Raw genomic sequence first — 25513 nt, 5'->3', positions numbered from 1 at the left:
GCGGCGGGCGGCGGCGAGAGAGTGTCGTACCTTCGCGCGATGATTGATTCGGGGGCGACTGCGAACCGACACGCCCGACCGCGTGTGTCAACCCCTGCGGTCGGGCGTGTCCGAACTCGACTGCCCCCGACTGCAATGATCGCGCGAAGGTACGACAACCCCGCTAAACGAGTGAAGCTCACGCGCGGCAGCGGCAAGGAGTGTCGGTGCCTCGCGGGATCATTTGAACCGGGGGCGCTTGCGTCGCGACACGCCCGAGCGCGGGGTACGGACGCCGTAACGGCCGAGCCCTTCGGGCTCGGCCGTTACGTTCTCGCTTAGGCCCAGACTTGGCCGTCGAGGGCGTTCGCCGCGTCGTCCAGGTCGTCGGAGTAAGCGCCGGTCGAGAGGTACTTCCAGCCGCCATCGGCTACGAGGAGCACGATGTCGGCGGGCCGGCCCGCCGCCGTCGCCTCCCGGGCCAGTGCCAGGCCCGCGTGCAATACCGCTCCCGTCGAAAGGCCCACGAACAGGCCCTCCTCGCTGAGCACCTCACGAGTGCGGCGGAGCGCGTCTTCGGTGCCGACGCTCAGGCGCCGGTCGAGGATCTTCTCGTCGTACAGCTCGGGCACGAAGCCCTCGTCGAGATTGCGCAGGCCGTAGACCAACTCGCCGTAGCGCGGCTCGGCCGCCACGATCTGGACCCCAGGGGCGTATTCGCGCAGGTAGCGGCCCACGCCCATGAGGGTCGCGGTGGTGCCGAGGCCGGCCACGAAGTGCGTCACCCCGGGAAGATCGCGCAGGATCTCCGGGCCGGTGCCCTCGTAGTGGGCGGCGGCGTTGGCCGGGTTGGCGTACTGGTTGAGCATCACCCAGTCGGGGCGCTCGGCGGCCATCGCGCGGGCCTTCGCGACCGCGGCGTTCGAGCCGCCCGCCGCCGGGGAGAACACGATCTCGGCGCCGAAGGCCGACAGGAGATGGCGGCGCTCCAGCGAGGTGTTCTCGGGCATGACCACGACGAGCTTGTAGCCCTTGCGGCGGGCCAGCATCGCCACGGCGATGCCGGTGTTGCCCGAGGTCGGCTCCAGGATGGTCGAGCCGGGCTTGAGGAGCCCGTCGGCCTCGGCGGCCTCGATCATCTTGGCGGCCACGCGGTCCTTGACCGAACCGGTCGGGTTGGCGCCCTCCAGCTTCGCCCACAGCCGGACCTCCGGCGAGGGCGAGAGCCGCGGCAGGCCCACCAGCGGCGTGTCGCCCTGCGTGGCGGTGATGTCCGGATACAGCACTGCGATCACTCCAGTTCGGGGAACGGCGCCGGGGCGCCGCTCCCCTGTCGACTACATGCCGCCGGCGACGGCGGGGAGGATGGTGATCTGGTCGCCGTCGGCGAGCTTCGCCTCGAGGCCGCCGATGAACCGGACGTCCTCGTCGTTGACGTAGACGTTGACGAAGCGGTGCAGCGCGCCCTCGGGGGTCACGATGCGGGCCTTGAGGCCGGAGTACTTCGCGTCGAGGTCGTCGAACAGCGCGGCGAGGGTCTCGCCCTCACCGGAGACGAGCTTCTCCTTGTTGGTGTGCTCGCGGAGGATGGTGGGGACGCGGACTTCAATGGACATGCTGGGATTCCCTTTACTCGGTGAGCGGCCTTCGGCCCTCGGTGTGCCTGGTGCGCAGCGAAGCGGCTGCATGACGAAGCCGGGGCCCGCGGGCCTCGGCGGAAACTCAGGAACAGTCGTAGACCGTCGAGTCGGGGGTGTGCGCGAACTTGTAGCTCTGCACGGCCTCGGGCGCGCCGGTGACCTCGATGGGCTCCTCGGTGACCTCGCCGCCGACGATGCGGTACGAGCGGACCTCGGCCACCTCGGGGTCCTTGGTCGTGACCAGGACGTAGTGCGCGGTGGGCACGCCCATCTCGGACGCGATCGCGGTGTCCGAGCGCGAAGGGTAGGCCTCGGTGTGGGTGTGCGAGTGGTAGGCCACCACGATCTCCTCGTCGGCCTCCCACATCTGGTCGTAGACCCGCTTCCACTCTTCGGCGTCGAACTCGTAGAAGGTGGTCGAGCGGGCAGCGTTCGTCATCGGGATGTGCCTCTTCGGCGTTCCCGTGCCCTCAGGGCCGGCGATGAGGCCGCACGCCTCGTCGGGGTGGTCTGCCCGGGCGTGCGCGACCATCGCCTCGACCAGCTCATGCGCGATCCGCAACACGCAAGCAAGCGTACACGCGGGGGCCTGTGGCCCGAAGCCCTCGCTCATTGCGTGAGACGAGGCTCGCCACCTGCGAAGGAAGGGAATAAGGCCCGTGGTGTGAACACCGCTCGCTCACCGGTCCCAGGGGCCGCACGGGTGCATTACGCTCACCCCTATGTCCGTCACGCTGCCGCGCACGCCCCTGTACACCGACCACTACGAGTACACGATGCTCGAAGCCGCGCTCCGCGACGGCACCGCCGAGCTGCCGTGCGTGTTCGAGGTGTTCGGGCGCCGCCTGCCCACCGGCCGCCGCTACGGCGTGGTCGCCGGGCTCGGCCGCCTCGCCGAGGCCATCGAGCGCTTCCGCTTCGAGCCGGCCGACCTGGAGGACCTCACCTCACGCGGGGTGGTCAAGGAGTCCACGGCCGAGTGGCTGGCCGACTACCGCTTCCGCGGAGACGTAGACGTATACGCAGAAGGGGAGCTGTACTTCCCCGGCTCGCCGATCGTGACCGTGACCGGGACGTTCGCCGAGTGCGTGCTCCTGGAGACCCTGACGCTCTCGATCCTCAACCACGACAGCGCGGTCGCCAGCGCCGCCGCGCGCATGGTCACGGCCGCGCGGGGCCGCCCGATCCTGGAGATGGGCTCGCGGCGCACGCACGAGGCCGCGGCGATCGCGTCCTCGCGGGCGGCGTATCTGGCCGGGTTCGCGGCCACGTCCAACCTGGAGGCGGGGCGCCGGTACGGGGTGCCGACCTCGGGGACGAGCGCGCATGCGTTCACGCTGCTGCACAAGTCCGAGGTCGAGGCGTTCGAGGCGCAGATCGAGGCGTTCGGGACCGAGACGACGCTGCTGGTGGACACGTACGACATCACGCAGGGCATCCGCAACGCGATCGCGGTGGCCGGGCCGCGGCTGCGGGCGATCCGGATCGACTCGGGCGACTTGGACGTGATGGCCACGGGCGCAAGGGAACTGCTGGACGAGTTGGGGGCGCGCGACACGCAGATCGTGGTCTCGGGGGATCTGGACGAGTACTCGATCGCGGCGTTGGCCGCGGCGCCGGTGGACATCTACGGGGCGGGGACGGCCGTGGTGGTCGGCTCGGGCGCGCCGACGGCGCAGCTGGTGTACAAGCTGGTCGAAGTGGAGGGCCGCGCGGTCGCGAAGCGCTCGGAGCACAAGGGCACCAACGGGGGCCGCAAGGTGGCGGTGCGCCGTCACAAGCCCACCGGGACCGCGGTCGAGGAGGTCGTGGTGTCCCAGGGGGAACCGGAGTCGCAGCCGGGCGACAAGCTGCTCCAGGTCCCGATGTTCCGCGGCGGCGAGCTGGTGGCGCAGCCGAGCTTGGAGGAGTCGCGTGAGCTGCTTCGCCAGCGGTTGATCTCGATCCCTTGGGAGGGTTTGAAACTCTCCCCGGGCGACCCGGCGATCCCGGTGGTCCAAAAGAGCGGCGGCGAGTAGTTCCCGCTGCCCCGCAAGGGGAGCGGGCCGCGGGCGGGATCTGTCACACGCCGAGTGCGGCTTCCGGGATACGATGCGGGTGCCCCTGTCCACCCTCGCTCGACGTTCCGTGATCCTCCCCCGAAAGGAACCGCCCCAATGGTCTTCAGCAAGCTCAAAGCCTTCCTCGGCAGTGGCATCCAGGTGGACACGCTGCTGCACGAGAAGCACATCGTGCCCGGCGGGGTCCTCAAGGGCGAGGTGCGCATCTCCGGCGCCGAAGTGGACGCTTCGGTGGAGGGCGTGACGCTCGAGTTCACCGCGCTGGTCGAGGACGACAGCAAGGGCGAGGACGCGCCCGGTTCGGTGCACGACTACTTCCGCGCCGAGGTCTCCGGCAAGTTCGACCTGGCCAAGGGCACCGCGCACTCGATCCCGTTCGAGGTGCAGGTGCCGTGGGAGACCCCGTTCAACAACGTGGAGACCCGTCCGCTGGTGGGCGGCATGAAGCTCGGCGTCTCGACGCATCTCGCGCTCGACCAGGCCCTGGACAAGGGCGACCTGGACTGGCTCACGGTCGAGGCCCTGCCGATCCACAAGGCGGTCTGGGAGGCGGTGGAGTCCCTGGGCTTCGCGTTCCAGGAGACCGATCTGGAGCTGGGCACCATCCAGGGGGCGTCGGTGCCGTTCTACCAGGAGGTCGAGTTCTGGGCGACCGAGGGCGAGTTCCACGGGCGCATCAAGGAGCTGGAGGTCGTGTTCGTGGTGGGCGAGGCGAACACCGACGTGGTGCTCGCGGCCGACAACTCGGCCGAGCTGCTCGCTCCGGACCTGAACTCGACGATCCGGTTCTCGCTGCCCACGAGCGACCCGGGCGATGTGACCGAGACGATCAAGGCGCAGTTGACGCAGCTGGCGGCCCAGAAGGGCGTGTAAGCGCAGCTCAAAGCCTTCGAGTAGGCGGCCCCGCGGAACACCGCGGGGCCGCCTTTCGCCGTCTCGGAGGGAAATCGGGGTTTCGGGCTTGCATGCTTGTACGTATACGTATAGTCTCTACGTATACCGAGAGCGAACCGTGAGGGGAGGTTAGGATGCCGCCATGCCCAATAAGACGATCTACGTCTCCGACAGCGACCTGCCGCTCTACACCAGGGCCCAGGAGCTGGCCGGGGGGAACCTGTCGAAAGCGATCGCCAAGGCGCTCAAGCGCTACGTGGACGCCGAGGAAGGCCTGCTGGAGGGCTACAAGGAGATCACCGTCCGCGTCGGCAAGGGCCCCGGCGGCCAGCGGCAGCGCCAGCGCTTCATGGGCGTCCAGTTGGGCGAGCACGTCTGGAGCAACGACAAGAAGGCCGTGATCTACCGCGTCTACCGCACGCGCACCGGGAAGTTCGCCCTCCACATCGAGCGCACCCCCGACTACGTGCACCTGACGAACGAGACCGGCTGGCGCAAGATGCTCGGGCTCGGCGAGCAGAGCTATTCGCTCGACACCGGCGAGGCCACGCTCGAAGTGGTCGAGACGCTCGCGCAGCTCAAGGAGAAGATCCCGGCCCAGCTCTACGACATGATCGCCGGGAACACCGAGGCCCCAGCGGTCCTGGACCTCGACATCTAAGCACCGCAAGCGAACTCGCGGCCGCAGGCCGCTGATCGACGCTGCCCTGGTCAAGGCCCCGGGCGGTATGCACTGAAACACCCACTGAGCAGCGGGGGCGGAGCCTGCCCTCCGACTGTCCACAATGCACATTTACCTCTGAGAAGGAACCATGGACACCACCAAGCCCCTGGCGATCGAGGCCCGCGGCCTCGTCAAGTCCTACGGCGAGACCGAGGTCCTCAAGGGCGTCGACATCGCCGTCCCCGAAGGCACGATCTTCTCCCTGCTCGGGCCCAACGGCGCGGGCAAGACCACCACCGTCAACATCCTGTCGACCCTGATCCCGGCAGGCGCCGGCGAGGCGTTCGTCGGCGGCGGCGACGTCGCGCACCAAGCCGACGAGGTCCGAGGGCGCATCGGCGTGACCGGCCAGTTCGCGGCCGTGGACGACCTGCTCACCGGCCGCGAGAACCTGCACCTCATGGGCCGCCTCAACCACCTGGGGAAGCAGGAGACGCGGCGGCGGAGCGAGGAGCTGCTGGAGCGGTTCGACCTCGTCGACGCCGCGAAGCGCACCCCGGCCACGTATTCGGGCGGCATGAAGCGCCGCCTCGACATCGCGATGTGCCTCATGGGCGACCCGCGAGTGATCTTCCTCGACGAGCCCACCACGGGCCTGGACCCGCGCAGCCGCCGCACCATGTGGGCGATCATCCGCGAGCTCGTCAAGGGCGGCACCACGGTCTTCCTGACCACGCAGTACTTGGAGGAGGCTGATGAGCTGGCCGACCGGATCGCGGTCCTCGACGGCGGCAAGGTCGTGGCCGAGGGCACGCCCGAGCAGCTCAAGCGCATGATCCCCGGCGGGCACGTGGGCCTGCGCCTGCGCCGCGCGGGTCAAGTCGAGCACGCCGCGAAGGTGCTGGGCGCCAGCGCCTTCGACGCCGAGCAGCTGACGGTGCAGGTGCCCTCCGACGCGTCGGTGGACTCGCTGCGCCGGATCCTCGACACGCTCGACCGCGAGCGGGTCGAAGTGGACGAGTTCACCGTCCACACCCCCGACCTCGACGACGTGTTCCTGGCGCTCACCGGCCGGGCCGAGACCGCCGCCTGAGCCACGCATACCCATACGTATAGAGAGAGCACTCCGATGAGCACCATCGCCTACAGCGTTTCCGACACTTCGACCATGCTGCGCCGCCAGCTCAAGCACATGCTGCGGTACCCCTCCCTGACCGTGATGCTCGTGGGCATGCCGGTGGTCTTCCTGCTGCTGTTCGTGTTCGTCTTCGGCGGCACGCTCGGCGACGGCCTCGGCGGCCCCACCGGCGGGCGCGACGCGTACCTGACCTACCTGACGCCGGGCATGGTCCTCATGGCGATCGTGGCCGCAGTCCAGGGCACCTCGATCAGCGTCGCGATGGACATGACGCAGGGCATCATCGACCGGTTCCGCACGATGTCGATCGCGCGGGTCTCGGTGCTCACCGGGCACGTGATCGCCTCGGTGCTCCAGTCGCTCCTGTCCGTGGCGGTGCTCCTGCTCGTCGCGTTCGCGCTCGGCTTCCGCGCCGAGACCGGCCCGCTCGGCTGGCTGGGCCTGGCCGGGGTCCTGCTGCTGATCGCCTTCGGCCTCGCCTGGCTGACCGTGGGCCTGGGCATGACCGCGAAGTCGGTCGAGGAGGCCTCGAACACTCCGATGCCGTTGCTGCTCCTGCCGTTCCTCGGTTCGGCGTTCGTCCCGACCGAGTCGATGCCGACCGCGATGCGGTACTTCGCGGACTACCAGCCGTTCACCCCCTTCATCGAGGTCGTGCGGGCGCTCCTGTCCGGGACCGAAGTCGGGACGGCGGACCTGGTCCTGACGGTCGCGTGGGCGCTGGCGTTCGCGCTGCTCGGTTACGTGGTCGCCAAGAAGCGCTTCAACAAGCGCTAGAAGCCATACCAGGAAACACCCGGAGGCGGGCCGCTGCGGCGGCCCGCCTCAGCGACATTCGTACAAGACGCGGGCCGACCTGGGGCGCACCATTTCCCCATGAGCGAGAACGACAGTCCGCACGGGATGCACGTGGTCGGCAGCGGCCCACCGGAGGCGCCGCCGCTGCTGCTCGTCCACGGATCGGGGGCCTCCGGCGACACCTGGGCTCCGATGGTCCCGGCCCTGGCCGAGCGCCACCGCGTGATCCGGGTCGACCTGCCCGGCTGCGGCCACTCCCCGCCCGCGCCTTCGTACGACGTGCCGGAGCAGGCGCGCAGGCTCGCGGCGGTCATCGACGGTCTCGGCCTCGGCGCGGTCTGCGCCGCCGGGCACTCCAGCGGCGGGTACGTCCTCACCGCGCTCGCCGAGCACCGCCCCGACCTCGTGCGCTCGTTGACGCTGATGAGCACCGGCCCGAGTGTCGATGCGCTCCTTCCGGAACCGCCGATCCTCAGAGCCCTGCTGGGCCCGCCTTTCGGTCCGCTGCTGTGGTCGATCCGGTCGGACGCGATGATCCGACGCGGGATCAGCGCGGTGGCCGCTCGCCCGGTGGACCTGCCGGACGAACTGATCGCGGGGGTCAAGGCGATCACGTACCGCACCTTCCGGAAGGTGTCGAGCGGGAACCTCGCGTACCTCAAGGAGCGGAGCGTGCCCGAGCGGCTGGCCGCACTCGACGTGCCGGTCCTGGCGATCTTCGGCGACGCCGACCCTCGCTGGGAGCCGTCCTCGGTGCGCCAGTACGAGGCAGTGCCGGGCGCGCAAATCAAAGTGCTGTCGGGCGTGGGACATCTCCCACTCCTCGAATCACCTGGGGCCGCAAGCGAACTGCTGCTCGAATTCACGGCGAGGTGACGGCCCGGGCGTAGACTCGGCCGCATGAGTGCCGGGACGCCGTTCGACTGGTCGTGGGCGGACGTCGCCGTCCCGGCCCGGCCGGTTCGGGTGCCGGGGCTTCGGATGGCCGGGTTCGCCTACCGCGCACCGGCATCGGTCGACATGGCCATGATCGCGCACCCCTCCGTCACGCTGCTCGTCGAACTCGGCGAAGGCATCGACTACGACGCGGGCGGCAGGCGCGAAAGAGGCAGCGTGGTCGTCGGGCTCGACCCCGGCGCGCTCCGGGCCACCGCCCGGCGGGCCGGGGCGTGCCTCCAGATCCGGCTCGGGCCCGTCGCCGCCGCGGCGGTGCTCGGGACGCGGGCCGAACTCGGGCTCGTGCCGCTCGCGGACCTGTGGGGCCGCGAGGCCGAACGCCTCGAAGACCGGTTGCGCGCCGGCGCTTCCTGGGACGAGCGGTTCGCGATCGCGACCGAGGCCGTCGGCCGCAGGCTGGAGCACCGAACGGTCGATCCCGAAGTGGCCCATGCCTGGCGGCGGACCCTCGCCGCGCGCGGGCGGGTCCGCGTCGACGACCTCGCGGGCGAGACCGGGTGGAGCCGCAAACGACTGTGGTCGCGCTTCAGGTCCCAACTCGGCATCTCCCCCAAGCGCGCCGCTCGGCTGGTGCGGTTCGACCACGCCGCGCACCGTCTCGCCTCGGGCCGCGGCGCAGCCGAAGTCGCGGCCGCAACCGGCTACGCCGACCAGTCGCACCTGCACCGCGAGGTCAAGGCGTTCACGGGCCTGACCCCGACCGCGCTGGCGCGGGCGCCGTGGCTCGCGATCGACGACGTGGCGTGGCCCGTTTGAGCCTCAAAGGGAACGCGGCCTTGGGATGCGGGCGCTGTCGGGATCCTTCGCGGTCCAGTTCGGGTACTTGCTCAAGAGCTTCTCGGTCTTGTGCTTGAAGTAGGGCCAGGCCTCGGGGCGAAGATCGGTGGCCGAGGCGGCCCAGCGCAGGAACGGCAGGTAGAGCTGGCCCACGGCCTCCACGACCGGGTCGCCCGGCTCGTACTTGGAGGGCAGGTAGCGCTCCAGGAACACGAACGCGCGGGTGGGGCTGACCTTGGGGCCGTTGATGCCGTGGAACCAGCACAGCTCCTGGATGGCCTCGAAGTGGGGTTCGCTCAAGTGGATCTCGCCGAGGACGTGGCCCACGAAACCGGAGGCGAACATCGACAGCTCGTCGTCGGAGGGCTTGCTGATCTCCTCGGGCTCGACCTGCGGGAGCAGGCGCATGCGGGCCTTCCACAGCTCGCGCAGCATCAGGTAGCGCGGGGCCAGGCGGGTCGGGTCGCCCTCGACGCAGAAGATGTCCCAGTCCTGGAGGGAGCGGCGGGTGCCGGGGCCCAGCTCGGCCGGTTCGGCCTGGACGGGGACGAACAGCCGGTCGGGGAACTTCGCGTTGCGGTCGCGGTGGAGTTCGAGGAGCCGCTCGATCCGGTCGGTCGCGTCGCAGTCCACGACCATGTCGAAGTGGTACTCGGAGTAGTCGACGGTGTAGGACAGCGCGTGGTCGCCGCTGGGGGCGTGGAACGAGCAGAAGAACGTGAGCTGGTCCCCGTAGTGGTCGCCCGCCTTCCAGCACTCGCCGAGGGTCAGCTCCTCGCCGTGCCAGGAGGGCACGGGGACGCCGAGTCCCTTGAGGCGCTCGACGGCCTTGGACGCGGCCCGGCGGCCCCCCGGCGCGTCGGCCAGCTCGGTCATGGCCGCGAGCATCGCCGCGCCGAACGCGTCGGCCCGCCGGAGGTAGTACTGGATGAACACCATCTCCAGCTCCGGCAGCGAGACCCCTTGCACCTCAGGGATGGAGGCGCGGGTCCACATGTTGCCGAGGAACCCCGAGCAGGAGGTCTCCACCGCGAGACGGTCTTCGGGGTCGGGCTTCTCGTGGTCGGGGTAGCCGTCGAGGATCTTGAACCATTCCTCGCGGTGCTCCTCAATGGTGGCCATGCCATCGCCTCGTTCCGGGCTCGCCGAACGGCGGCCTTGTGTAGGGAAGACCAGTCGCCGAGTATCGCAGCCGGAACGGAGGGTAGTCAACCGTCACTTCAGGTCAAGGCCGGTAGAGGCCCACGAGGACGCCGTAGCGGGCCTCGCCCGGGGTGTCTTCGAGGTCGTGGACGGTCTCCTCGAGGAGGTCGCGCAGGCGCCGGGCCTGGTCTTCGGTGAGGCGGACGTTGCGCAGGAGGAGCAGCGGGTCGGGTTCGGCGGCGGCGATGTCGTCGGCCACGGCCGCCAGCGCGGCCTTGGTGGCGTCGGTGCCGGTGTCGTACTTCAATCGCTCGAAGGAGCGCCTGAAGTACTGCTCGGTGCCGCCTCTGACCTGGCGGGCGTGGTCGAGGCGCACCAGGCCGGCCTCTTTGAGGATCTTCAGGTGGTGGCCGACGCTGCCTTTGCTGAGCCCGAGGTCGGCGGCGAGGCCGCTGAGGGTCGCGGGCTCGCGGCCGAGGGCGAAGAGGAGGCGGTGGCGGACCGGGTGGCCGAGGGCGCGGTACTGCTGCGCGGTGGTGACGGTCAGGTCGTCGTCGGTCATGAATTAAGTGTCCAAAAAACTGGACTCTTTGTCAAATCGGTGGTTCACTTCTTGCCAGAACCCCGCCACCTCTTGGAGGAAGCCATGCCCAACGCCGCCGCCACCGTGATCCCGCGGATCGTCGAGCTGCTCGACCGGCACTACATCTTTCCCGAGGTCGCCGCCGAGCTCGGCGCGCTCCTGCTCGCCCGCGAGACCGAGGGCCGCTACGCCGGGGCCGACCAGCTGCGCCTCGCCGCGCTGGTGACCCCCGATCTGCAAGCGGTGAACGGCGACCTGCACCTGCGGCTCAAATACAGCGAGTCGCCGCTCAGCGAGACCCACGACGACGAGGCCACCCAGATGCGCCAGATGGCCGAATGGAGCGACCTGACCTGCGGCGGGGTCGCGAACGCGCAGCGGCTGCCCGGGAACGTCGGGCTGCTGTCGATCGCGCCGCTGCTGTTCCCGCCCGCGGTCGCCGGGGAGAAGGTCATCGCGGCGATGCACCTGCTCGCCTCGACCGACGCGCTGATCCTGGACCTGCGCGACTGCGTCGGCGGCGACCCGACGATGGTCAACCTGGCGTATAGCTACTTCACCGGCGACGAGCCGGTCCAGTTGTCCGGCATGGCCAAACGCCATCCCGAGGACTTCGTCCAGAACTGGACCGCGCACGTGCCCGGGCCCAAGTTCGGTGGGACCAAACCGATGTGGGTGCTCACCAGCGCGACCACGTTCTCCGGCGGCGAGGCGCTCAGCTTCGACCTCCAGGAGCGCGGCCGGGCCGTCGTGGTCGGCGAGCAGACCCGCGGCGGCGCGCATCCGCGCGAGGGCTTCAAGGTCGACACGCACCTGGAGGTGACGATCCCCACCGCGCGTTCGGTGAGCCCGATCTCGGGCCGGAACTGGGAAGGCGTCGGGGTCGTGCCCGATGTGGAGGTCGCGGCCGACGACGCGCTGGCCGAGGCCCATCGGCGCGCGCTCGAAGCGGTCATGGAGCTCGGCTTCGACGGGATGCGCCAGCACATCGCCGCCGAGGCCGTCAGTGTGCTGGGGTTAGGGTCGGAGGCGATCCTCAGGAGGGCCCGATGCACAAGACCCATGCGAAGTTCGAAGTCCACGACGCCCGGTTCGCGGTCGCGGGCGACGACCATCTCGAATGCCTGTTCTCGGACGGGAGGTGGACCGAGGGCCCGGTGTACGTGCCTTCGGGGAAGTACCTGCTGTTCAGCGACATCCCCAACGACCGGGTGATGCGCTGGGACGAGACCGACGGGTCGGTGAGCGTCTTCGCCTCGCCCGCGCGGTACGCGAACGGGCACACGCTCGACCGGCAGGGACGGCTCATCTCGTGCGAGCAGGGATCGCGCAGCGTCACCCGGGTCGAGTTCGACGGTTCGACCACTGTGGTCGCCGACCGCTGGAAGGGCCTGCGGCTCAACAGCCCCAACGACGCGGTGGTCTCGAAGGACGGCGCGGTCTGGTTCACCGACCCGCCGTACGGGATCACCAGCGACTACGAGGGCCACCGGGCCGAGCAGGAGATCGACGGGTGCCACGTGTACCGGGTCGACCCCTCGGGCGAGGTCGCGCGGGTCGCGGACGATTTCGAGCGGCCCAACGGGCTCGCGTTCTCCCCCGACGAGTCGGTGCTCTACATCGCCGACACGCGCGGCGGCCACCTGCGGCGCTTCGACGCCCGGGACGGTTCGCTCTCGGGCGGCGAGGTGTTCGCCGAGGTGCCCGCGGGGAACTTCGACGGCCTGCGCGTGGACGTGGAGGGCCGCGTGTGGGCGGCCGCCGAGAACGTGTACTGCTTCGATCCCGACGGCTCGCTCCTGGCGACCCTCCACGTTCCGCAGCCCGCGGTGTCCAATCTGGTCTTCGGCGGCCCGAAGCGCAACCGGCTCTTCGTCACCGCGACCGATTCGGTCTATTCGATCCTGTTGAACACCAACGGGGCCTGGAGTCTCTAGGCGTCCTTCTCCCGCTGGATCGACTCGGCGAGGCGCTTGATGCGGTCGAGGCGGGCGTCCCAGGTCTCGCCGACCTCGGTGAGCTGCGCGATCGCGCGGGCAAGCTGCGCGCGGTCGACGCGGTAGCGCCGCTCGCGGCCCGCGGTCGTGCCGGTGACGAGTCCGGCCCGGTCGAGGACGGCCAGGTGCTTGGCCACCGCCTGGCGGGTCACCGGAAGGTGCCCGCTCAGGCTGGTGGCGGTGCCGTCCTCGTCGAGCAGCAGGTCGATCAGGCGGCGGCGGGTCGGGTCGCCGATCGCCGACCAGAGCTCGTCGTCCACTGCCGTGCTCATCGGCTCGCGCCGACCTTCTCGGCGTAGACGGGCAGGCGCGGCAGGAAGATGCCCCAGCCCTCGACGTGCGCGGCGTGCTCGGCGACGGCCTTGGCCTCGTCCCAGCCCCGCTCGCGGAACCCGGACTCGACCATGCGCAGCACGGTGCCCGCGCCGTCGGGTTCGAGGTCGAACTCGACCAGGAACGAGTTCCCGGGCGCGGCGGTCTCGCCTTCGAGGTGGGTCCAGCGGAACGAGAAGTGACGCGGCGGCCTCGCGTCGACCACGGTGAACTGCTGCCAGTCGACCGTGCCGTCCTGCTCCTTGAATCCGATCCGCCCGGCCGAGCCGGGGACCGCTTCGTACTGGGCCTCGTCGGGCCACCACTCGGTGAGGTGCTCGGGGCTGCTCACCACGTCGAAGACCACCTCGGGCGAGGCGTTGATGCGGATCTCCCGCTCGATCGTGTCGTATTGCGCGTTCATGACTACCACCTTTCGCAACCTTTGGTTGCTTCTTACATTAGCGGACATCGAGGCAACGCGCAACCATTTGTTGCAATTAAATCTCCGGGGCTCTGCCACCGAAGTCGGAACGGGCCTGCCACCTTGGTCGAATCGCCTTGGCGCGCAGTTCATTCGCGCACACGAGGCGGCGGGCCGCGCAGGCCGCGAGACTGGGCTTCACCACCAGATCAAGGAGCCGACATGACCGCACGACGCCGCACCCTGCTCGCCGCCGGAACCCTGGGTACGCTGACGGCGGGAACCGCCTTCCACCGCCCCGCCCAGGAGGAGACCATGCCGCAACGACCGGTGAGCTTCGGCAGCGAAGGCTGCACGCCCGACCTCGACGTGGACTGGCACGCCGGGTGGCCCTCGCCGAAGCACGACCCCGCGCCCGAGATCCAGTCGCACGCCGCCGACGAGCACACGATCATCATGCGGCAGAACATGTCCGTGAACTACGAGGCGCCGTTCATGTTCCTGCTCTTCGGGAACGAATTGGCGCTGCTGGTCGACACCGGGGCCACGACCGAGGCCGAGTACTTCCCGCTGCGGGCGACCGTCGACAGTCACATCGAGGCCTGGCTGGAGCGGCATCCGAGGAAGGACTACCGCCTCATCGTGGCCCACTCCCACGGCCACGGCGACCACAAGGCCGCCGACGCCCAGTTCGCCGACCGTCCGAACACGACGGTCGTGGCCCCCGGGCTCGACGGGGTGCGCGACTTCTACGGCTTCGACGACTGGCCCCAGACCCCTCGCGAACTCGACTTGGGCGGCAGGGTGATCGACGTGATCCCCGGCCCGGGCCACCAGATCGCCGCGACCCACTTCTACGACCGCTGGACCCGCCTGCTCCTGACCGGCGACACGTTCTACCCCGGCCGCCTCTACGTCCAGGAGTGGGACACCTATGTGGACACCGTGGACCGGCTCGTGGACTGGTGCGCCGACCACAAGGTCTCCCACCTGCTCGGCTGCCACGTCGAGATGTCGATCCAGCCGGGCATGGACTACCCGCGGGGCTGGACCTACCAGCCCGACGAGGCGGCCCTGCCGATGCGGGTCAGCCAGCTCCACGACCTCCAGGCGGCCCTGCGCGAGATCGACGGCACCCCCGGCATCCACCGCTACGACGACTTCCACGTCTGGTACGAGGTCGAATAGTCCCGAACGGTGTTCCCGCGGCAGGCCTTGGCGACGCGTCAGACGTGGTCGCGCCAGGTGTGCCGCGGGTCGTAGCCGAGGAGGGTGCGGGCCTTCTCGATCGAGAGCAGGGTCTCGTGGCCGCGCAAGGGGCGCTTGAGTTCGAGGTCGGGGTAGTAGCGTTCGACCAGGTCCATTGTGGGCGTGGTCATCACGGTGTCGGGCGAGGCGATCACGAAGACCTCCTTGCCGGTGCCTTCGCGTTCGAGTCCGAGGCGGATCGCCAGAGCGCCGTCGCGGGCGTCGATATAGGACCACAGGTTCCAGTTGCGCAGCGTCGGGTCGGCGTCGAAGGCCGGGAAGGCCGCGTAGTCCTCGACGTACATCACGTTCGAGAAGCGCAGGCCCGTGACCTTGAGGTCCGGCCGCCAGCGGCACAGCTCGGCGACCATCGTCTCTTCGAGGTGCTTGACCAGGGAGTACGTGGACTCAGGGCGCGCGGCGTACTCCTCGTCCACCGGGAGGTACGGCGGTGGGGTCTCGAACGGCAGGCCCAGCACGGTCTCGCTGGAGGCCCACACGACGTTGGTGATACCGGCCAGGCGGGTGGCCTGGAAGACGTTGAACGTGGTCACGATGTTGTTCTCGAACGTGGCCGCGTTGGCCCGCAGGCCGGGAGCGGGGATTGCGGCGAGGTGGACCACCGCGTCGAGGCCGTCGTAGCGGTCGTCGATGCGGGTCAGGGCCTCCACGGTCTGGCCGTAGTCGGTGAGGTCGACCTCGGTGTACGGCGCGAGGCCGTCCGGCGAGGGCCGCCGGTCGAGATTGACCACGTCCCAGCCGTGTTCGACCAGGTCCCGCACGCAGGCCCGTCCGAGCTTGCCGCTGCCGCCGGTGACCGCCACTCGCGCCATCGCATTCCCCTTCGTCGGTGTGACCGTTCGCAGCCTACGGCCTGGAGCGGACTCCAGGTCAAGGTGCCCGGTCGCGGCCCCGCAGCCCGTGGCAGGATCGCGCCATGCGACTCCCCCGCCTCAGGATCGGTTCAGCCGAGATCATCGCCCTCCCCGACGGCGACGGGCCGTTCTTCGCCGGCCGAGAGGAAGCGTTCCCGACCGCGACCGCCGAGCAGTGGAACGCGGCCGACCGCTTCGCCCCCGGAGCCGTGGACGCCGAAGGACAGTGGGTGCTCCAGTTCCGCGCCTTCGCGATCCGCAGCGAAGAAGGCCTCACCGTGGTCGACGCCGGGATCGGCCCGGCCGACAGCCCCGCCGCGTCCTGGGCGCCCGTGCCCGGAACGTTGCCGGAGTCGCTGGCCGCCGCCGACATCGATCCATCCGAAGTGGACACCGTGGTGCTCACCCATCTCCACACCGACCACGTCGGCTGGGCGGTCGTGAGCGAGCGGCCGTACTTCCCGAACGCCGAATACCTGCTCCAGCGGACCGAATACGAGGCCGTCGAGTCGCTCAACCCGGGCCTGCGCTCCGCGCTCCTCGAACCGCTCCAGAACACCGGGCAGCTGCGCCTCCTCGACGGCGACACCGAGCTTCGCACCGGCCGCGCCGTGGCCACCCCCGGCCACACCCCCGGCCACCAGAGCGTCGTGGTCGAGCACGGCCGCGACCTCGCCGTGGTCACCGGCGACCTCCTCGTCCACGCGATCCAGCTGCTCCACCCCGAACTGCCGTACTCCCACGAGACCGACCCCGAGCAGGCGCGGCGCTCCAGGGAACGCGTCCTCGACCTCGACGCCACGCTCCACCTGGCCACCCCGCACCTCACCGAGCCGTTCACCACCCGCTGAACCCACGTGCCACACCCGTGACACGCGCGTGCACCGCCGATGACACGCCTCCCGCGAACGATGGACCCCGGAAACCGGAACCGTTCGAAGGGAAACCCGCATGTCCACCGCCTTCCAGACCGAAGGGCTGGTCAAACGCTTCGGCGACTTCACCGCGCTCGACGGCGTCGACCTCGCCGCGGCCGAAGGCACCGTCCTCGGCGTCCTCGGGCCCAACGGCGCGGGCAAGACCACCGCCGTCCGCGTGCTCTCGACCCTCCTGCGCCCCGACGGCGGCACCGTCACCGTCGCCGGGCACGACGTGGTCCGCGACCCCGACAAGGTCCGCCGCGCCATCGGCCTCACCGGCCAGTTCGCTTCGGTCGACGACGACCTGACCGGCATGGAGAACCTCACCCTCATCGGCCGCCTCCTCGACCAGCGCGGCGGCGAGATCCGCGCCAGGGCCAAGCGGCTCCTGGCCGACTTCGACCTCACCGACGCCGCGAAGCGCACCGTCAAGACCTACTCCGGCGGGATGCGCCGCCGCCTCGACCTCGCCGCGAGCCTCATGGGCCGCCCCCGGATCGTGTTCCTCGACGAGCCGACCACCGGATTGGACCCCGCCAAGCGCGAGGAGCTGTGGGGCGTGGTGCGCCGCCTCGTGGCCGAGGGGACCACCATCCTGCTCACCACCCAGTACCTCGACGAGGCCGACGCGCTCGCCGACGCCATCTCGGTGATCGACCACGGCCGCGTCATCGCCCACGGCACCCCCGCCGAACTCAAACGGATCGTCGGCGGCCAGTCGATCGTGGTGCGCCCCAGCGACTCCGGGGACCTCGACCGCGTCAGCCGGGTCCTCGCCGAGTTCACCGGGCGCAGACCCGAATCGCCGCAGCGCGGGGTCCTCAGCGTCCCGGCCGACGGCGACCTGGTCTTCACCGCCGTGGTCGGCGAACTCGCCCAGGTCGGCATCGGCGTCACCGAACTCTCGCTCCAGCTGCCCGATCTGGACGACGTGTTCTTCAAGCTCACCGGGCACGCCAGCGACGAGAAGACGGAGGTCCCGGCATGACCGCGATACTCGCAGAACACGAAACCACAATGGGCGAATCCACGGTCGCCAAGCGGCCCTTCGCACTCGCGAGGCACGCGTTCGCCCTCGCATGGCGCAACCTCACCAAGACCATGCGCAACCCCGAACAGCTGCTCGACGTCACGCTCCAGCCGATCATCTTCACCGCGATGTTCGGGTTCCTCCTCGGCGGCGCGCTCGCCGGGGACACCGCGGCCTACCTACAGACCCTGGTGCCCGCGTTGGCGATCATGCTGACGCTGTTCGCGTCGATCCAGTCGGGCGTCAACTTCAGCTCCGACCTCAAGACCGGGCTGTTCGACCGCTTCCGGTCCATGCCGATCGGGCGCTCGGCGCCGTTGATCGGGGCGGTGCTCGGCGACGGCATCCGGTACGTGGTCACGCTCGTGGTCCTCATCGGGTTCTCCTCGATCCTGGGCTTCCGGATCGAGACCGACCCGCTCAGCGCTCTGGCGGCCTGCCTGCTCGCGATCGGGATGGGCTTCGCGCTGAGCTGGGTGTTCCTGCTGCTGGGCGCGGTGCTGAAGGAGCCGGGCTCGGTGCAGGGCGTGGCGTTCATCGTGATCTTCCCGCTGACGTTCGGCACCAACATGCTCACCCCGGTCGAATCGATGCCGGGCTGGCTCCAGGCCTGGATGAACGTCAACCCGGCCGTCCACGCGATGGACGCCGCCCGCGGGCTCATGGTCGGCGGGCCCGTGGCCGGGCCGGTGACCGCCACGCTGCTGTGGACGGCGGGCATCATCGCGGTCTTCGCGCCGCTGGCGGTCCGAGCCTACCGGCGCCGGACTTAGGGGGTGTTTACGAACCCCCTAGCCCCTTGAGACTCCCCGCCGGGGTTCGGTGCGGCCTGCGGACGCCAGACCCGTTCGCGCCGGACACCGGCGGGGGCACGACTTGATCGGAACACCCACGAGAACGGACCGGGCTGCGCCCGGTCCGTTCTCGTCTACTTCGCATTGTCCAAAAGGGCCACCGCATCGTCTCGGTCGAGTTCGCGGCCGGATCTGACCGCCGTCTCGTAGGCCACCACCCCGAGGCGACCGCGCAGGCCCCTTTCGAGAACGGCCGCATCGATGTCGAACCGGTCCGGCGCGCCCCGCAGCCGGTCGGCCGCGCCGAGGAGGCGGGCGGCCGCCGTGTCGTCACCGTCGCTGGCGGCCAAGGCCGCCACCGCGATCGCGACCTTGGCCAGGACGGGCATGTCCATGGCCTCCTTGCCTTGGGCCACGGCGAAGGCCACGTCGCGCCGGGCCTGGTCGACCTCGCCTCGGGCCAGGGCGGTGAAGATACGGGTGCGGGACATCAGAGCGCTCCATTGAGGAGGCACGATGCCGCCGGAGTCCTCACGGAGCCACTCGGCGGCCGCGTAATGCTCACGCGCGTCGTCGAGGCGCCCTTCGAGACGGGCGAGGTCACCGAGTCCGAGCTGTGCGAACAGGGCCTCCCGGGCCGAGGACGGGTGCTCGCGGTCGGCCTCGGCCTCGGCCACGATCGCCTCCAGCGAGGCGCGGGCCTCATCGCCTCGGCCCTGGCGCATCAGGGCCCCGGCGAGGATCGTGCGGGTCTGCACGGCGGCAGCGCCGGGGACCAGTTCCCGCTGCAACGCCAGCGACTCCTCCAAAGCCTCGATCGCCGGTTCGAGGTCGCCGAACATCAGGCCGAGCTGGGCCAGCCAGTTCAACGAATGGTAGAGCCCGTACCGGTCCCCGACCTGGCGGAAACCCGAAGCGGCGCGGGCGAGGTCGACGCGCATCGCGGTCATCTCACCGCGGTCTTCGAGCAGCAGCGCCCGCAGCATCGACAGCACCGCCTGGACCCACGGGTCGGGGTGCGACCGGCGGGCCTCGATGGCCGCGAGCCCGGCGTCGTGCTCGTCGACGAAGATCAGGTACAGCGCTTCGGCGAGGACCAAGAGCGGATGGTCGCCGAAGGGCTTCGCGTCGCGGACCACCGCGCCGAACTCGGTCAGGACCGTGTCCGGTTGGAAAGTGCCGCAGAGCATGTCGTTGACCATGGCCATGCCGCGCACCAGGACCCGCGCGTCCTCGGGGGCCGGGCCGGGGACGCTCAGGGCCGTGTCGAGCCAGCGGGCGGCCTCGGGCTGGGCGCCGGTGTAGAGCCAGTGCAGGCACATCGCGGCGGCCAGGCGCACGGCCGTGTCGGCGTCGCCCGCGCCGACGGCGAACTGGAAGCCCGCGACGAGGTTGTCGCGTTCGGCGTCGAGCCGGTGGATCCAGTCGAGCTGCTCGGCGCGCCGCAAATGCGGCTCGGCGCGTTCGGCGAGGTCGAGGACGTACGCGGCCTGGGCCTGATGGGCCTTGACGAGGCGGCCGGTCTCGGCCAGGCGCTCTTGGCCGTACTCGCGCAGCGTCTCCAGCATGGTGAAGCGCCCGCCGCCCGGTTGCAGGATCGACTTGTCCGCCAAGGCGGTCAGGGTGTCGAGGGAGCCGCCGAGCGCCTCGGCCGCCTCGATCGCGAGGCCGCCGCCGAACACGGAGGCGGCCTCGGCGAGTTCGCGTTCGGCGGGGTCGAGCAGGTCCCAGGACCAGGCCACGACCGCGCGGAGGGTCTGGTGGCGCGGCAGGGCGGTGCGGGAGCCGCCGGTCAGCAGCCGGAAGCGGTCGTCGAGGAGTCGGATCAGCTGCGCCGCTTCGAGGGTGCGCAACTTGGCGGCGGCGAGCTCGATGGCGAGCGGGAGGCCGTCGAGGCGGTCGCAGATCTCGGCCGCCAGCGCTTCGTCCACAATGGTTCCGGGTCGGGCCGCTTCGGCGCGTTCGGTGAAGAGTCGTACGGCCGCTTCGGGATCGAGGGGTTCGATCTGGCACACGGTCTCGCCGGTGATGGCGAGCGGTTCGCGGCTGGTGGCGAGGATTCGCAGGTTCGGGCAGCGCCCCAGGAGCCGGTCGGCGAAGTCGGCGGCGGCGTCGATGAGGTGCTCGCAGTTGTCGAGGACGAGCAGGGCGGGGCGGCCCGCGAGGACGTCGACGATGCGGTCGAGCGCGTCGCCGAGCGCGCGGGCGGCGGTGTCGTCGAAGGCGGTGTCGAAGGCGCCCAAGGTCTGCGCCGCGGTGCGGACCACGCCTTCGGGGTCGGTGACGGGGGCGAGCTCGATGATCCAGGCGGGGCACTCGGCGGCGGCGGCCACGGTGGTGGCGAGGCGGGTCTTGCCCACGCCGCCGGGGCCGCGGAGGGTCACCAGGCGGGAGGTCTTGAGCGCGGCGGTGACCTGGTCGATCTCGCTCTCGCGGCCCACGAAGCTGGTGATGGCGGCGCGGAGGTTGCCGCGGGGCCGGGCGGGGGCCTCGGGTTCGAGGAGGAGGCGGTGCACGGCCTGGAGTTCGGCGCCGGGGTCGGCGCCGAGTTCGCTCGCGAGGCGGCGGCGCAGCTCGTCGTAGCGCGAGAGCGCTTCGGCCCCTTGGCCTGCGGCGCGCAGGGCGCGGAAGTGCAGGGCGTGCAGGCGCTCGCGCAGCGGGTGGGCGGCGGCGGCCTCGGCCAGGGGCGGCAGGACCGCGCCGAGGTCGGCGGCGGTGGCGAGTTCGGCTTCGGCGCGGTCTTCGAGCGCGGTGAGGCGCTCCTCGTCGAGGGCGGCGATCGCGCCGAGCGCGTCGGGGGTGTCGGCGAGCGCGGGGCCGCGCCACAGGTCGAGGGCCTCGGCCAGAAGCGGGCGCGCGGCGGCGGGGTCGCCGGCCCGGAGCGCGCGGCGGCCTTCGGCGGCGAGGCGGTGGAACCGGCACGCGTCCACCGCGTCGGGTTCGACGTCGAGGCGGTAGCCGCCGGGCACGGAGGCGATCGCGCCTTCGGGGAGGAGGCGGCGCAGGCGGGTGAGGAGGGAGCGCACGGCCGAGGCGGGGTCGGCGGGTCCGTCCTCGGGCCACACGGCGGCCGCGAGGGCCTCGGCGGTGACCGGCCGCCCGGCGTCGCGGGCGAGGCGGGTGAGCAGCGAGCGCAGGCGCGCGCCGGCGACCTCGATCGGGCCTTCCGGAGCCGTGACCGTGAGCGGTCCGAGGACGCCGACGCGGAGCGAATCGGCTGCGATGGGCATGGCGTCGAATATACGTCCGGGCGGTGATCGCGCATCCTCGTGAGGCGGTATCGGAGTCCGTCAGCTCGCTCGCCGAGGCCGCGACAGGCCCTCCCCTATACGGCAGCGAAGCGCACGGCCCGATGGCGACCGCTCGGGAATCCGAGCACGGCCTGGCCCGCTGCGGATCCGGCGCGTTCAGGCGCCCGGGGCGATGCCGAGGGCGTCGAAGTCGACCACGAGATCGGCGCGGTCCCTGGCGGCGCGGATGCGCTCGGCGTTGGGTTCGTCCACTGTGGCGACCCAGGAGCGGGCGTGGTCGGGGGTCTTGCCGAAGCGCTCGTGGCGGGCGACGAGTCGCCGCAGCCGCAGCGGTTCGGGCGTCTCGCAGTACCAGACTTCGGTGAGCGCGTCCCGCACGCCGGGCCAGGGGCCTTCGGGGTCGAGCAGGTAGTTCCCTTCGGTGACGATGATCTCGGCCTCGGGCTCCACCGCGATCGCACCGGCGACCGGTTCGCCTACGCGGCGGTCGAACTCGGGGGCGTAGACCGTCTCGTCGGTCTCGGTCCTGATGCGCCGCAACAGGGCCCGATATCCGGCGCCGTCGAAGGTGTCGATGGCGCCCTTGCGGGAGCGGCGGCCCAGGCGCACGAGCTCGGCGTTCGCGAGGTGGAACCCGTCCATCGGGACCTGCACGGCCCGGTCGAGCGTCCGCGCGAGCCACGCGGCGGCCGTGGACTTCCCGGCACCGGGGCAGCCGGCGATGCCGATGAGCACGCGGCCCGCGCCGCGGAGGGCCTTGACGCGGTCGAGGAGCGCCTGGGGGTCGTCTGCGAAGTCCACGCGCCGAACCTAGCCCACGTCCGCCGCCGGGGCGCGAATCGGTCCGCGGACGTCCCGCCCCGGGTTACCGTGACCTGGTCAGAGGCCCTGCCGGTGCGGCCCGGGCCCCAGCGCAGCGCACGGAGGCGACATGAAAGCCCTGCAATACCGCGAGATCGGCGCGGCCCCCGAGGTCGTCGAGATTCCCACCCCCGAGCCCGGCCCCGGGGAGGTGCTGCTCAAGGTCACCGCGGCCGGGGTGTGCCACTCCGACATCGCCGTCATGTCCTGGCCCGCCGACCAGTTCCCGTACCCGCTGCCGCTCACGCTCGGCCACGAGGGCGCGGGCACGGTCGCCGCACTCGGCAACGGGGTCATCGGGCTCGACGTGGGCGAATCGGTCGCGGTCTACGGGCCGTGGGGCTGCGGGCGTTGCATCAAGTGCGCCGCGGGCGCGGAGAACTACTGCCTGAGGGCTCGTGAGCTGGGCATCAACCCGCCCGGGCTCGGCGCGCCGGGCGCGATCGCGGAGTACCTGATCGTGGACGACGCGCGGCACCTGGTGCCGCTGGGCGACCTCGACCCGGTCGAGACCGTGCCGCTCACCGATGCCGGGCTGACCCCCTACCACGCGATCAAGCAGTCGCTGCCCAAGCTGACGCCCGGCTCGTCGGCCGTGGTCATCGGCACCGGCGGGCTCGGGCACGTGGCCGTGCAGCTGTTGCGGGCGCTCACTTCGGTGCGGGTGATCGCGCTGGACGTCTCGCAGGACAAACTCGACCTGGCCCGCAAGGTCGGCGCGCACGAGACGATCATCTCCGACGAGGGCGCGGCCGACAAGGTCAAGGAGCTCACCGGCGGGGTCGGCGCGCAGGCCGTGTTCGACTTCGTGGGCGCCGCGCCGACGGTGAAGACCGCGGGCGCGTGCGCGTCCGTGGAGGCCGACGTCACGATCGTGGGCATCGGCGGCGGCACGCTGCCGGTCGGGTTCGGGGTGCTGCCGTTCGAGGTCTCAGTGAAGTCGCCGTACTGGGGCACTCGGGACGAGCTGATCGAGGTGTTCGACCTGGCCCGGGCGGGCGCGATCGACGTGCACGTGGAGCGGTTCTCGCTGGACGAGGCCCCGGAGGCGTACGAGCGGCTGCACGCCGGGACGATCAACGGCCGGGCGGTGATCCTCCCGAACGGGTAGACGGAACGCGAGGCCCGGCCGCTTCGGCCGGGCCTTCTGCGTGTCCGGCGGGCGAGGCCGCACCCCGCGCCCGGGCGTGTCGCGCCGCAGGTCCCCCCGGTTTCAAGGATCCCGCGGGGGTGCGACATCGCGCTGCGTCCGGCGTTCGGTTGACGATCGCGGAAACCTAGATCTATGATGCATAGAAGTTCAAGGCATAGAAGCTCTAGGCATAGGAGGCGTCGCCATGCGCATCGCCAAAGACCTCGTCGCCGCTTCGTCCACTCCCCTGGTGCTCGGCATCCTCGCCGAGGAGGAGAGCTACGGCTACGCGATCCTCAAGGAGGTCAGCGACCGCTCCGGCGGCCGTCTGGAGTGGACCGAAGGGCTGCTCTACCCCCTGCTGCACCGGTTGGAGAAGACCGGCTACATCGAATCCCACTGGCGCACACCCGAAGGCGGCCGCCGCCGCAAGTACTACCGGATCACCGAGGAGGGGCGGCGCGAACTGGCCGAGCAGCGCCGCCAGTGGGACGCGGTGGTCGAAGCGCTGCAAGACGTCTGGACCGCGACGAAGTCGGCCGCCCCGCTCGCCCCACCGGCGCTGGAGGCCTGACATGAGCGAGGACACCGAACCCCAGATCGCCGAATGGCGCGGCTACATGCTCGGCCGCCGCGGTGTGGTCGAGTCCGATGTGGATGAATTGGAGGACCACCTCCGGGGCCGCATCGCCGACCTCGGCGAGGCCGGGCTGAGGCCCGACGAGGCGTTCCTCATCGCCGTCAAGCGCATGGGCAGCGTGGACGAGCTCTCCCGCGAGTTCGCCCGCGAGCACTCCGAGCGGCTCTGGAAGCAGCTCGTGCTCAGCGCCGACCCCGAGAGCGGCGCCGACCGGGCCCGCCGCCGCGACCTGGTCGCGATGATCGCGTGCGCGGCCGTGGCGGCCGTCGGGATCAAGCTCCCCGCGCTGTTCGGGCTCGACTGGGACTCCGACGGGATCTTCTACGCGCGCAACCTGGGCCTGTTCGCGCTCGCGCCGCTCGCGGCGTACTTCGCGTGGCGCAGGGGCCTGGGACGTGGGGCGATCGCGATCGTGGCGGGGCTCTTCGCGCTCGGCGCGGTGGCTGCCAACGCGTACGGGCTCGGCGAGGAGTCGCAGTCGTTCGCGCTCAGCGCGATCCACCTGCCGCTCGCGCTGTGGCTGGTCGTGGGCGTGGCGTACGCGGGCGGCGAATGGCGTTCGGCCAGAAGGCGGATGGACTTCATCCGCTTCACCGGCGAGTGGTTCATCTACATGAACCTCATCGGGCTCGGCGGCAGCGTGCTCACCGGGTTCACGTTCGGGGTCTTCAGCGCGATCGGCGTCGACGTGGAGCCGTTCGTGGTCGAATGGCTGCTCCCGTGCGGCGCGGTGGCGGCGGTCGTGGTGGCCGCGTGGCTGGTCGAGGCCAAGCAGAGCGTCATCGAGAACATGGCGCCCGTGCTCACCCGCGTATTCACGCCGCTGTTCGCGGTGACGCTGCTGGCGGTGCTGGTCGCGATCGCCGTGACCACCAACGCGATCGACGTCGAGCGCGACATGCTCATCCTGTTCGACCTGCTCCTGGTGGTCGTGCTCGGCCTGGTGCTCTACTCGATCTCGGCCCGCGACCCGGGCTCACGGGTGGGAGTCTTCGACTGGATGCAGTTCTCGCTCGTGGTGAGCGCGCTGCTCATCGACATCCTGGTGCTCGTCGCGATCACCGGCCGCATCACCGAATGGGGCCTCACACCCAACAAGACCGCCGCGCTCGGCCTCAACCTCATCCTGTTCGTCAACCTCGCATGGTCGGCGTGGCTGTACTGGCGGATCATCAAGGGCCGCAAACCTTTCACGCTCCTCGAACGCTGGCAGACCGACTACGTGCCGGTCTACGCCACATGGGCCTGGATCGTGGTCCTGGCCTTCCCGCCGATCTTCGCGTTCGCGTAACGACGCGAAAAGCGCCCCGATCCGCTCGGATCGGGGCGCTTCACATAGGATATATCCTATAGGATATCCGCCGTACTGGTCAACGTATAGGATATAGCCTATAGG

General features: G+C 70.6%; 25 protein-coding genes and 1 pseudogene. 16 read left to right on the top strand and 10 right to left on the bottom strand.

All coding sequences use genetic code 11. From position 1 onward, the window contains the following. Nucleotides 1-317: 317 nt before the first annotated feature. From AB0B28_RS19895 to AB0B28_RS19885, 3 genes are all read right to left on the bottom strand, one after another. Entirely contained in the window at nucleotides 318-1265 is a 948-nt protein-coding gene (locus tag AB0B28_RS19895; protein WP_360123440.1) for a cysteine synthase, read from the bottom strand. Between the two features lie 51 nt (nucleotides 1266-1316). Continuing rightward, nucleotides 1317-1595: a MoaD family protein gene (locus AB0B28_RS19890; protein WP_360123437.1), complete on the bottom strand. Its 279-nt coding sequence runs from the start codon at nucleotides 1593-1595 to the stop codon at nucleotides 1317-1319. A 106-nt stretch (nucleotides 1596-1701) separates the two neighbouring features. Then, on the bottom strand, nucleotides 1702-2184 hold the full coding sequence (locus AB0B28_RS19885; protein WP_360123434.1) for a M67 family metallopeptidase: 483 nt from the start codon (nucleotides 2182-2184) through the stop codon (nucleotides 1702-1704). 157 nt (nucleotides 2185-2341) lie between these two features. On the opposite strand from AB0B28_RS19885, the gene AB0B28_RS19880 reads away from it, so the two are divergent. The 7 genes from AB0B28_RS19880 (at nucleotide 2342) to AB0B28_RS19850 (ending at nucleotide 8886) form a co-directional block, all read left to right on the top strand. Continuing rightward, the gene (locus AB0B28_RS19880; RefSeq protein WP_360123431.1) at nucleotides 2342-3637 is read left to right on the top strand and encodes a nicotinate phosphoribosyltransferase; all 1296 of its coding nucleotides are present in this window, start codon (nucleotides 2342-2344) and stop codon (nucleotides 3635-3637) included. Between the two features lie 138 nt (nucleotides 3638-3775). Then, nucleotides 3776-4552: a sporulation protein gene (locus tag AB0B28_RS19875; protein WP_360123428.1), complete on the top strand. Its 777-nt coding sequence runs from the start codon at nucleotides 3776-3778 to the stop codon at nucleotides 4550-4552. A gap of 163 nt (nucleotides 4553-4715) precedes the next feature. Continuing rightward, complete coding sequence (locus AB0B28_RS19870; protein WP_360123425.1) at nucleotides 4716-5234, top strand: EXLDI protein; 519 nt, start codon at nucleotides 4716-4718, stop codon at nucleotides 5232-5234. A 151-nt stretch (nucleotides 5235-5385) separates the two neighbouring features. After that, nucleotides 5386-6330 (top strand): ATP-binding cassette domain-containing protein, encoded by a 945-nt coding sequence (locus AB0B28_RS19865; protein ID WP_360123422.1) that lies wholly within the window; start codon nucleotides 5386-5388, stop codon nucleotides 6328-6330. 36 nt (nucleotides 6331-6366) lie between these two features. Continuing rightward, nucleotides 6367-7152 (top strand): ABC transporter permease, encoded by a 786-nt coding sequence (locus AB0B28_RS19860; RefSeq protein ID WP_360123419.1) that lies wholly within the window; start codon nucleotides 6367-6369, stop codon nucleotides 7150-7152. A 99-nt stretch (nucleotides 7153-7251) separates the two neighbouring features. Further along, nucleotides 7252-8049, top strand: a complete 798-nt coding sequence (locus tag AB0B28_RS19855) for an alpha/beta hydrolase (RefSeq protein WP_360123416.1) — start codon at nucleotides 7252-7254, stop codon at nucleotides 8047-8049. A gap of 24 nt (nucleotides 8050-8073) precedes the next feature. Beyond that, the gene (locus AB0B28_RS19850; protein WP_360123413.1) at nucleotides 8074-8886 is read left to right on the top strand and encodes a helix-turn-helix domain-containing protein; all 813 of its coding nucleotides are present in this window, start codon (nucleotides 8074-8076) and stop codon (nucleotides 8884-8886) included. 3 nt (nucleotides 8887-8889) lie between these two features. On the opposite strand, the gene AB0B28_RS19845 is transcribed toward AB0B28_RS19850, so the two are convergent. Both AB0B28_RS19845 and AB0B28_RS19840 read right to left on the bottom strand, forming a co-directional pair. Next, the gene (locus AB0B28_RS19845) at nucleotides 8890-10029 is read right to left on the bottom strand and encodes a hypothetical protein (protein WP_360123411.1); all 1140 of its coding nucleotides are present in this window, start codon (nucleotides 10027-10029) and stop codon (nucleotides 8890-8892) included. Between the two features lie 103 nt (nucleotides 10030-10132). Then, complete coding sequence (locus AB0B28_RS19840; RefSeq protein ID WP_360123408.1) at nucleotides 10133-10612, bottom strand: transcriptional regulator; 480 nt, start codon at nucleotides 10610-10612, stop codon at nucleotides 10133-10135. A gap of 84 nt (nucleotides 10613-10696) precedes the next feature. On the opposite strand from AB0B28_RS19840, the pseudogene AB0B28_RS19835 reads away from it, so the two are divergent. After that, a pseudogene (locus AB0B28_RS19835) lies at nucleotides 10697-11524 on the top strand (S41 family peptidase); the annotation flags it as partial. 158 nt (nucleotides 11525-11682) lie between these two features. Further along, nucleotides 11683-12570 carry an SMP-30/gluconolactonase/LRE family protein gene (locus tag AB0B28_RS19830; protein WP_360123405.1) on the top strand — a complete coding sequence of 296 codons (888 nt, stop codon included), beginning with the start codon at nucleotides 11683-11685 and terminating at the stop codon, nucleotides 12568-12570. Here AB0B28_RS19830 and AB0B28_RS19825 read toward each other — a convergent pair. Together AB0B28_RS19825 and AB0B28_RS19820 are read right to left on the bottom strand one after the other, a co-directional pair. Then, the gene (locus AB0B28_RS19825; RefSeq protein ID WP_360123402.1) at nucleotides 12567-12902 is read right to left on the bottom strand and encodes a metalloregulator ArsR/SmtB family transcription factor; all 336 of its coding nucleotides are present in this window, start codon (nucleotides 12900-12902) and stop codon (nucleotides 12567-12569) included. The genes AB0B28_RS19830 and AB0B28_RS19825 overlap by 4 nt on opposite strands. Beyond that, the gene (locus AB0B28_RS19820; RefSeq protein WP_360123399.1) at nucleotides 12899-13366 is read right to left on the bottom strand and encodes an SRPBCC domain-containing protein; all 468 of its coding nucleotides are present in this window, start codon (nucleotides 13364-13366) and stop codon (nucleotides 12899-12901) included. The genes AB0B28_RS19825 and AB0B28_RS19820 overlap by 4 nt, the downstream gene beginning before the upstream one ends. A gap of 222 nt (nucleotides 13367-13588) precedes the next feature. Here AB0B28_RS19820 and AB0B28_RS19815 point away from each other — a divergent pair, with 222 nt between their 5' ends. After that, complete coding sequence (locus AB0B28_RS19815; protein ID WP_360123396.1) at nucleotides 13589-14554, top strand: MBL fold metallo-hydrolase; 966 nt, start codon at nucleotides 13589-13591, stop codon at nucleotides 14552-14554. A gap of 38 nt (nucleotides 14555-14592) precedes the next feature. On the opposite strand, the gene AB0B28_RS19810 is transcribed toward AB0B28_RS19815, so the two are convergent. Next, nucleotides 14593-15447: an NAD(P)-dependent oxidoreductase gene (locus AB0B28_RS19810; protein ID WP_360123393.1), complete on the bottom strand. Its 855-nt coding sequence runs from the start codon at nucleotides 15445-15447 to the stop codon at nucleotides 14593-14595. Between the two features lie 104 nt (nucleotides 15448-15551). Between AB0B28_RS19810 and AB0B28_RS19805 the strand changes: the two genes are divergently transcribed. From AB0B28_RS19805 to AB0B28_RS19795, 3 genes are all read left to right on the top strand, one after another. Further along, the gene (locus AB0B28_RS19805; protein WP_360123391.1) at nucleotides 15552-16340 is read left to right on the top strand and encodes an MBL fold metallo-hydrolase; all 789 of its coding nucleotides are present in this window, start codon (nucleotides 15552-15554) and stop codon (nucleotides 16338-16340) included. 100 nt (nucleotides 16341-16440) lie between these two features. Then, entirely contained in the window at nucleotides 16441-17397 is a 957-nt protein-coding gene (locus tag AB0B28_RS19800; RefSeq protein WP_360123388.1) for an ATP-binding cassette domain-containing protein, read from the top strand. Beyond that, complete coding sequence (locus AB0B28_RS19795; RefSeq protein WP_360123385.1) at nucleotides 17394-18212, top strand: ABC transporter permease; 819 nt, start codon at nucleotides 17394-17396, stop codon at nucleotides 18210-18212. The genes AB0B28_RS19800 and AB0B28_RS19795 overlap by 4 nt, the downstream gene beginning before the upstream one ends. A 155-nt stretch (nucleotides 18213-18367) precedes the next feature. Here the strand turns inward: AB0B28_RS19795 and AB0B28_RS19790 are convergent, their stop codons facing one another. Continuing rightward, nucleotides 18368-21463 carry a BTAD domain-containing putative transcriptional regulator gene (locus AB0B28_RS19790; RefSeq protein WP_360123382.1) on the bottom strand — a complete coding sequence of 1032 codons (3096 nt, stop codon included), beginning with the start codon at nucleotides 21461-21463 and terminating at the stop codon, nucleotides 18368-18370. A 177-nt stretch (nucleotides 21464-21640) separates the two neighbouring features. Continuing rightward, on the bottom strand, nucleotides 21641-22285 hold the full coding sequence (locus tag AB0B28_RS19785) for a nucleoside/nucleotide kinase family protein (RefSeq protein WP_360123379.1): 645 nt from the start codon (nucleotides 22283-22285) through the stop codon (nucleotides 21641-21643). A gap of 130 nt (nucleotides 22286-22415) precedes the next feature. Here AB0B28_RS19785 and AB0B28_RS19780 point away from each other — a divergent pair, with 130 nt between their 5' ends. From AB0B28_RS19780 to AB0B28_RS19770, 3 genes are all read left to right on the top strand, one after another. Continuing rightward, nucleotides 22416-23456: an NAD(P)-dependent alcohol dehydrogenase gene (locus AB0B28_RS19780; RefSeq protein WP_360123376.1), complete on the top strand. Its 1041-nt coding sequence runs from the start codon at nucleotides 22416-22418 to the stop codon at nucleotides 23454-23456. 226 nt (nucleotides 23457-23682) lie between these two features. Then, nucleotides 23683-24051 carry a PadR family transcriptional regulator gene (locus tag AB0B28_RS19775; protein WP_360123373.1) on the top strand — a complete coding sequence of 123 codons (369 nt, stop codon included), beginning with the start codon at nucleotides 23683-23685 and terminating at the stop codon, nucleotides 24049-24051. Nucleotide 24052: 1 nt separating this feature from the next. Then, a complete protein-coding gene (locus tag AB0B28_RS19770) occupies nucleotides 24053-25408 on the top strand; it encodes a permease prefix domain 1-containing protein (RefSeq protein ID WP_360123370.1) in 1356 nt (451 codons plus the stop codon). The last annotated feature ends 105 nt before the right edge of the window (nucleotides 25409-25513 follow it).

Origin of the sequence: Glycomyces sp. NPDC046736, from assembly GCF_040645615.1 — a bacterium.
Lineage (GTDB): Bacteria > Actinomycetota > Actinomycetes > Mycobacteriales > Micromonosporaceae > Glycomyces.
The sequence above is the reverse complement of the archived record's forward strand: the minus strand, read 5'-3'. Positions and strand labels throughout refer to the sequence as shown.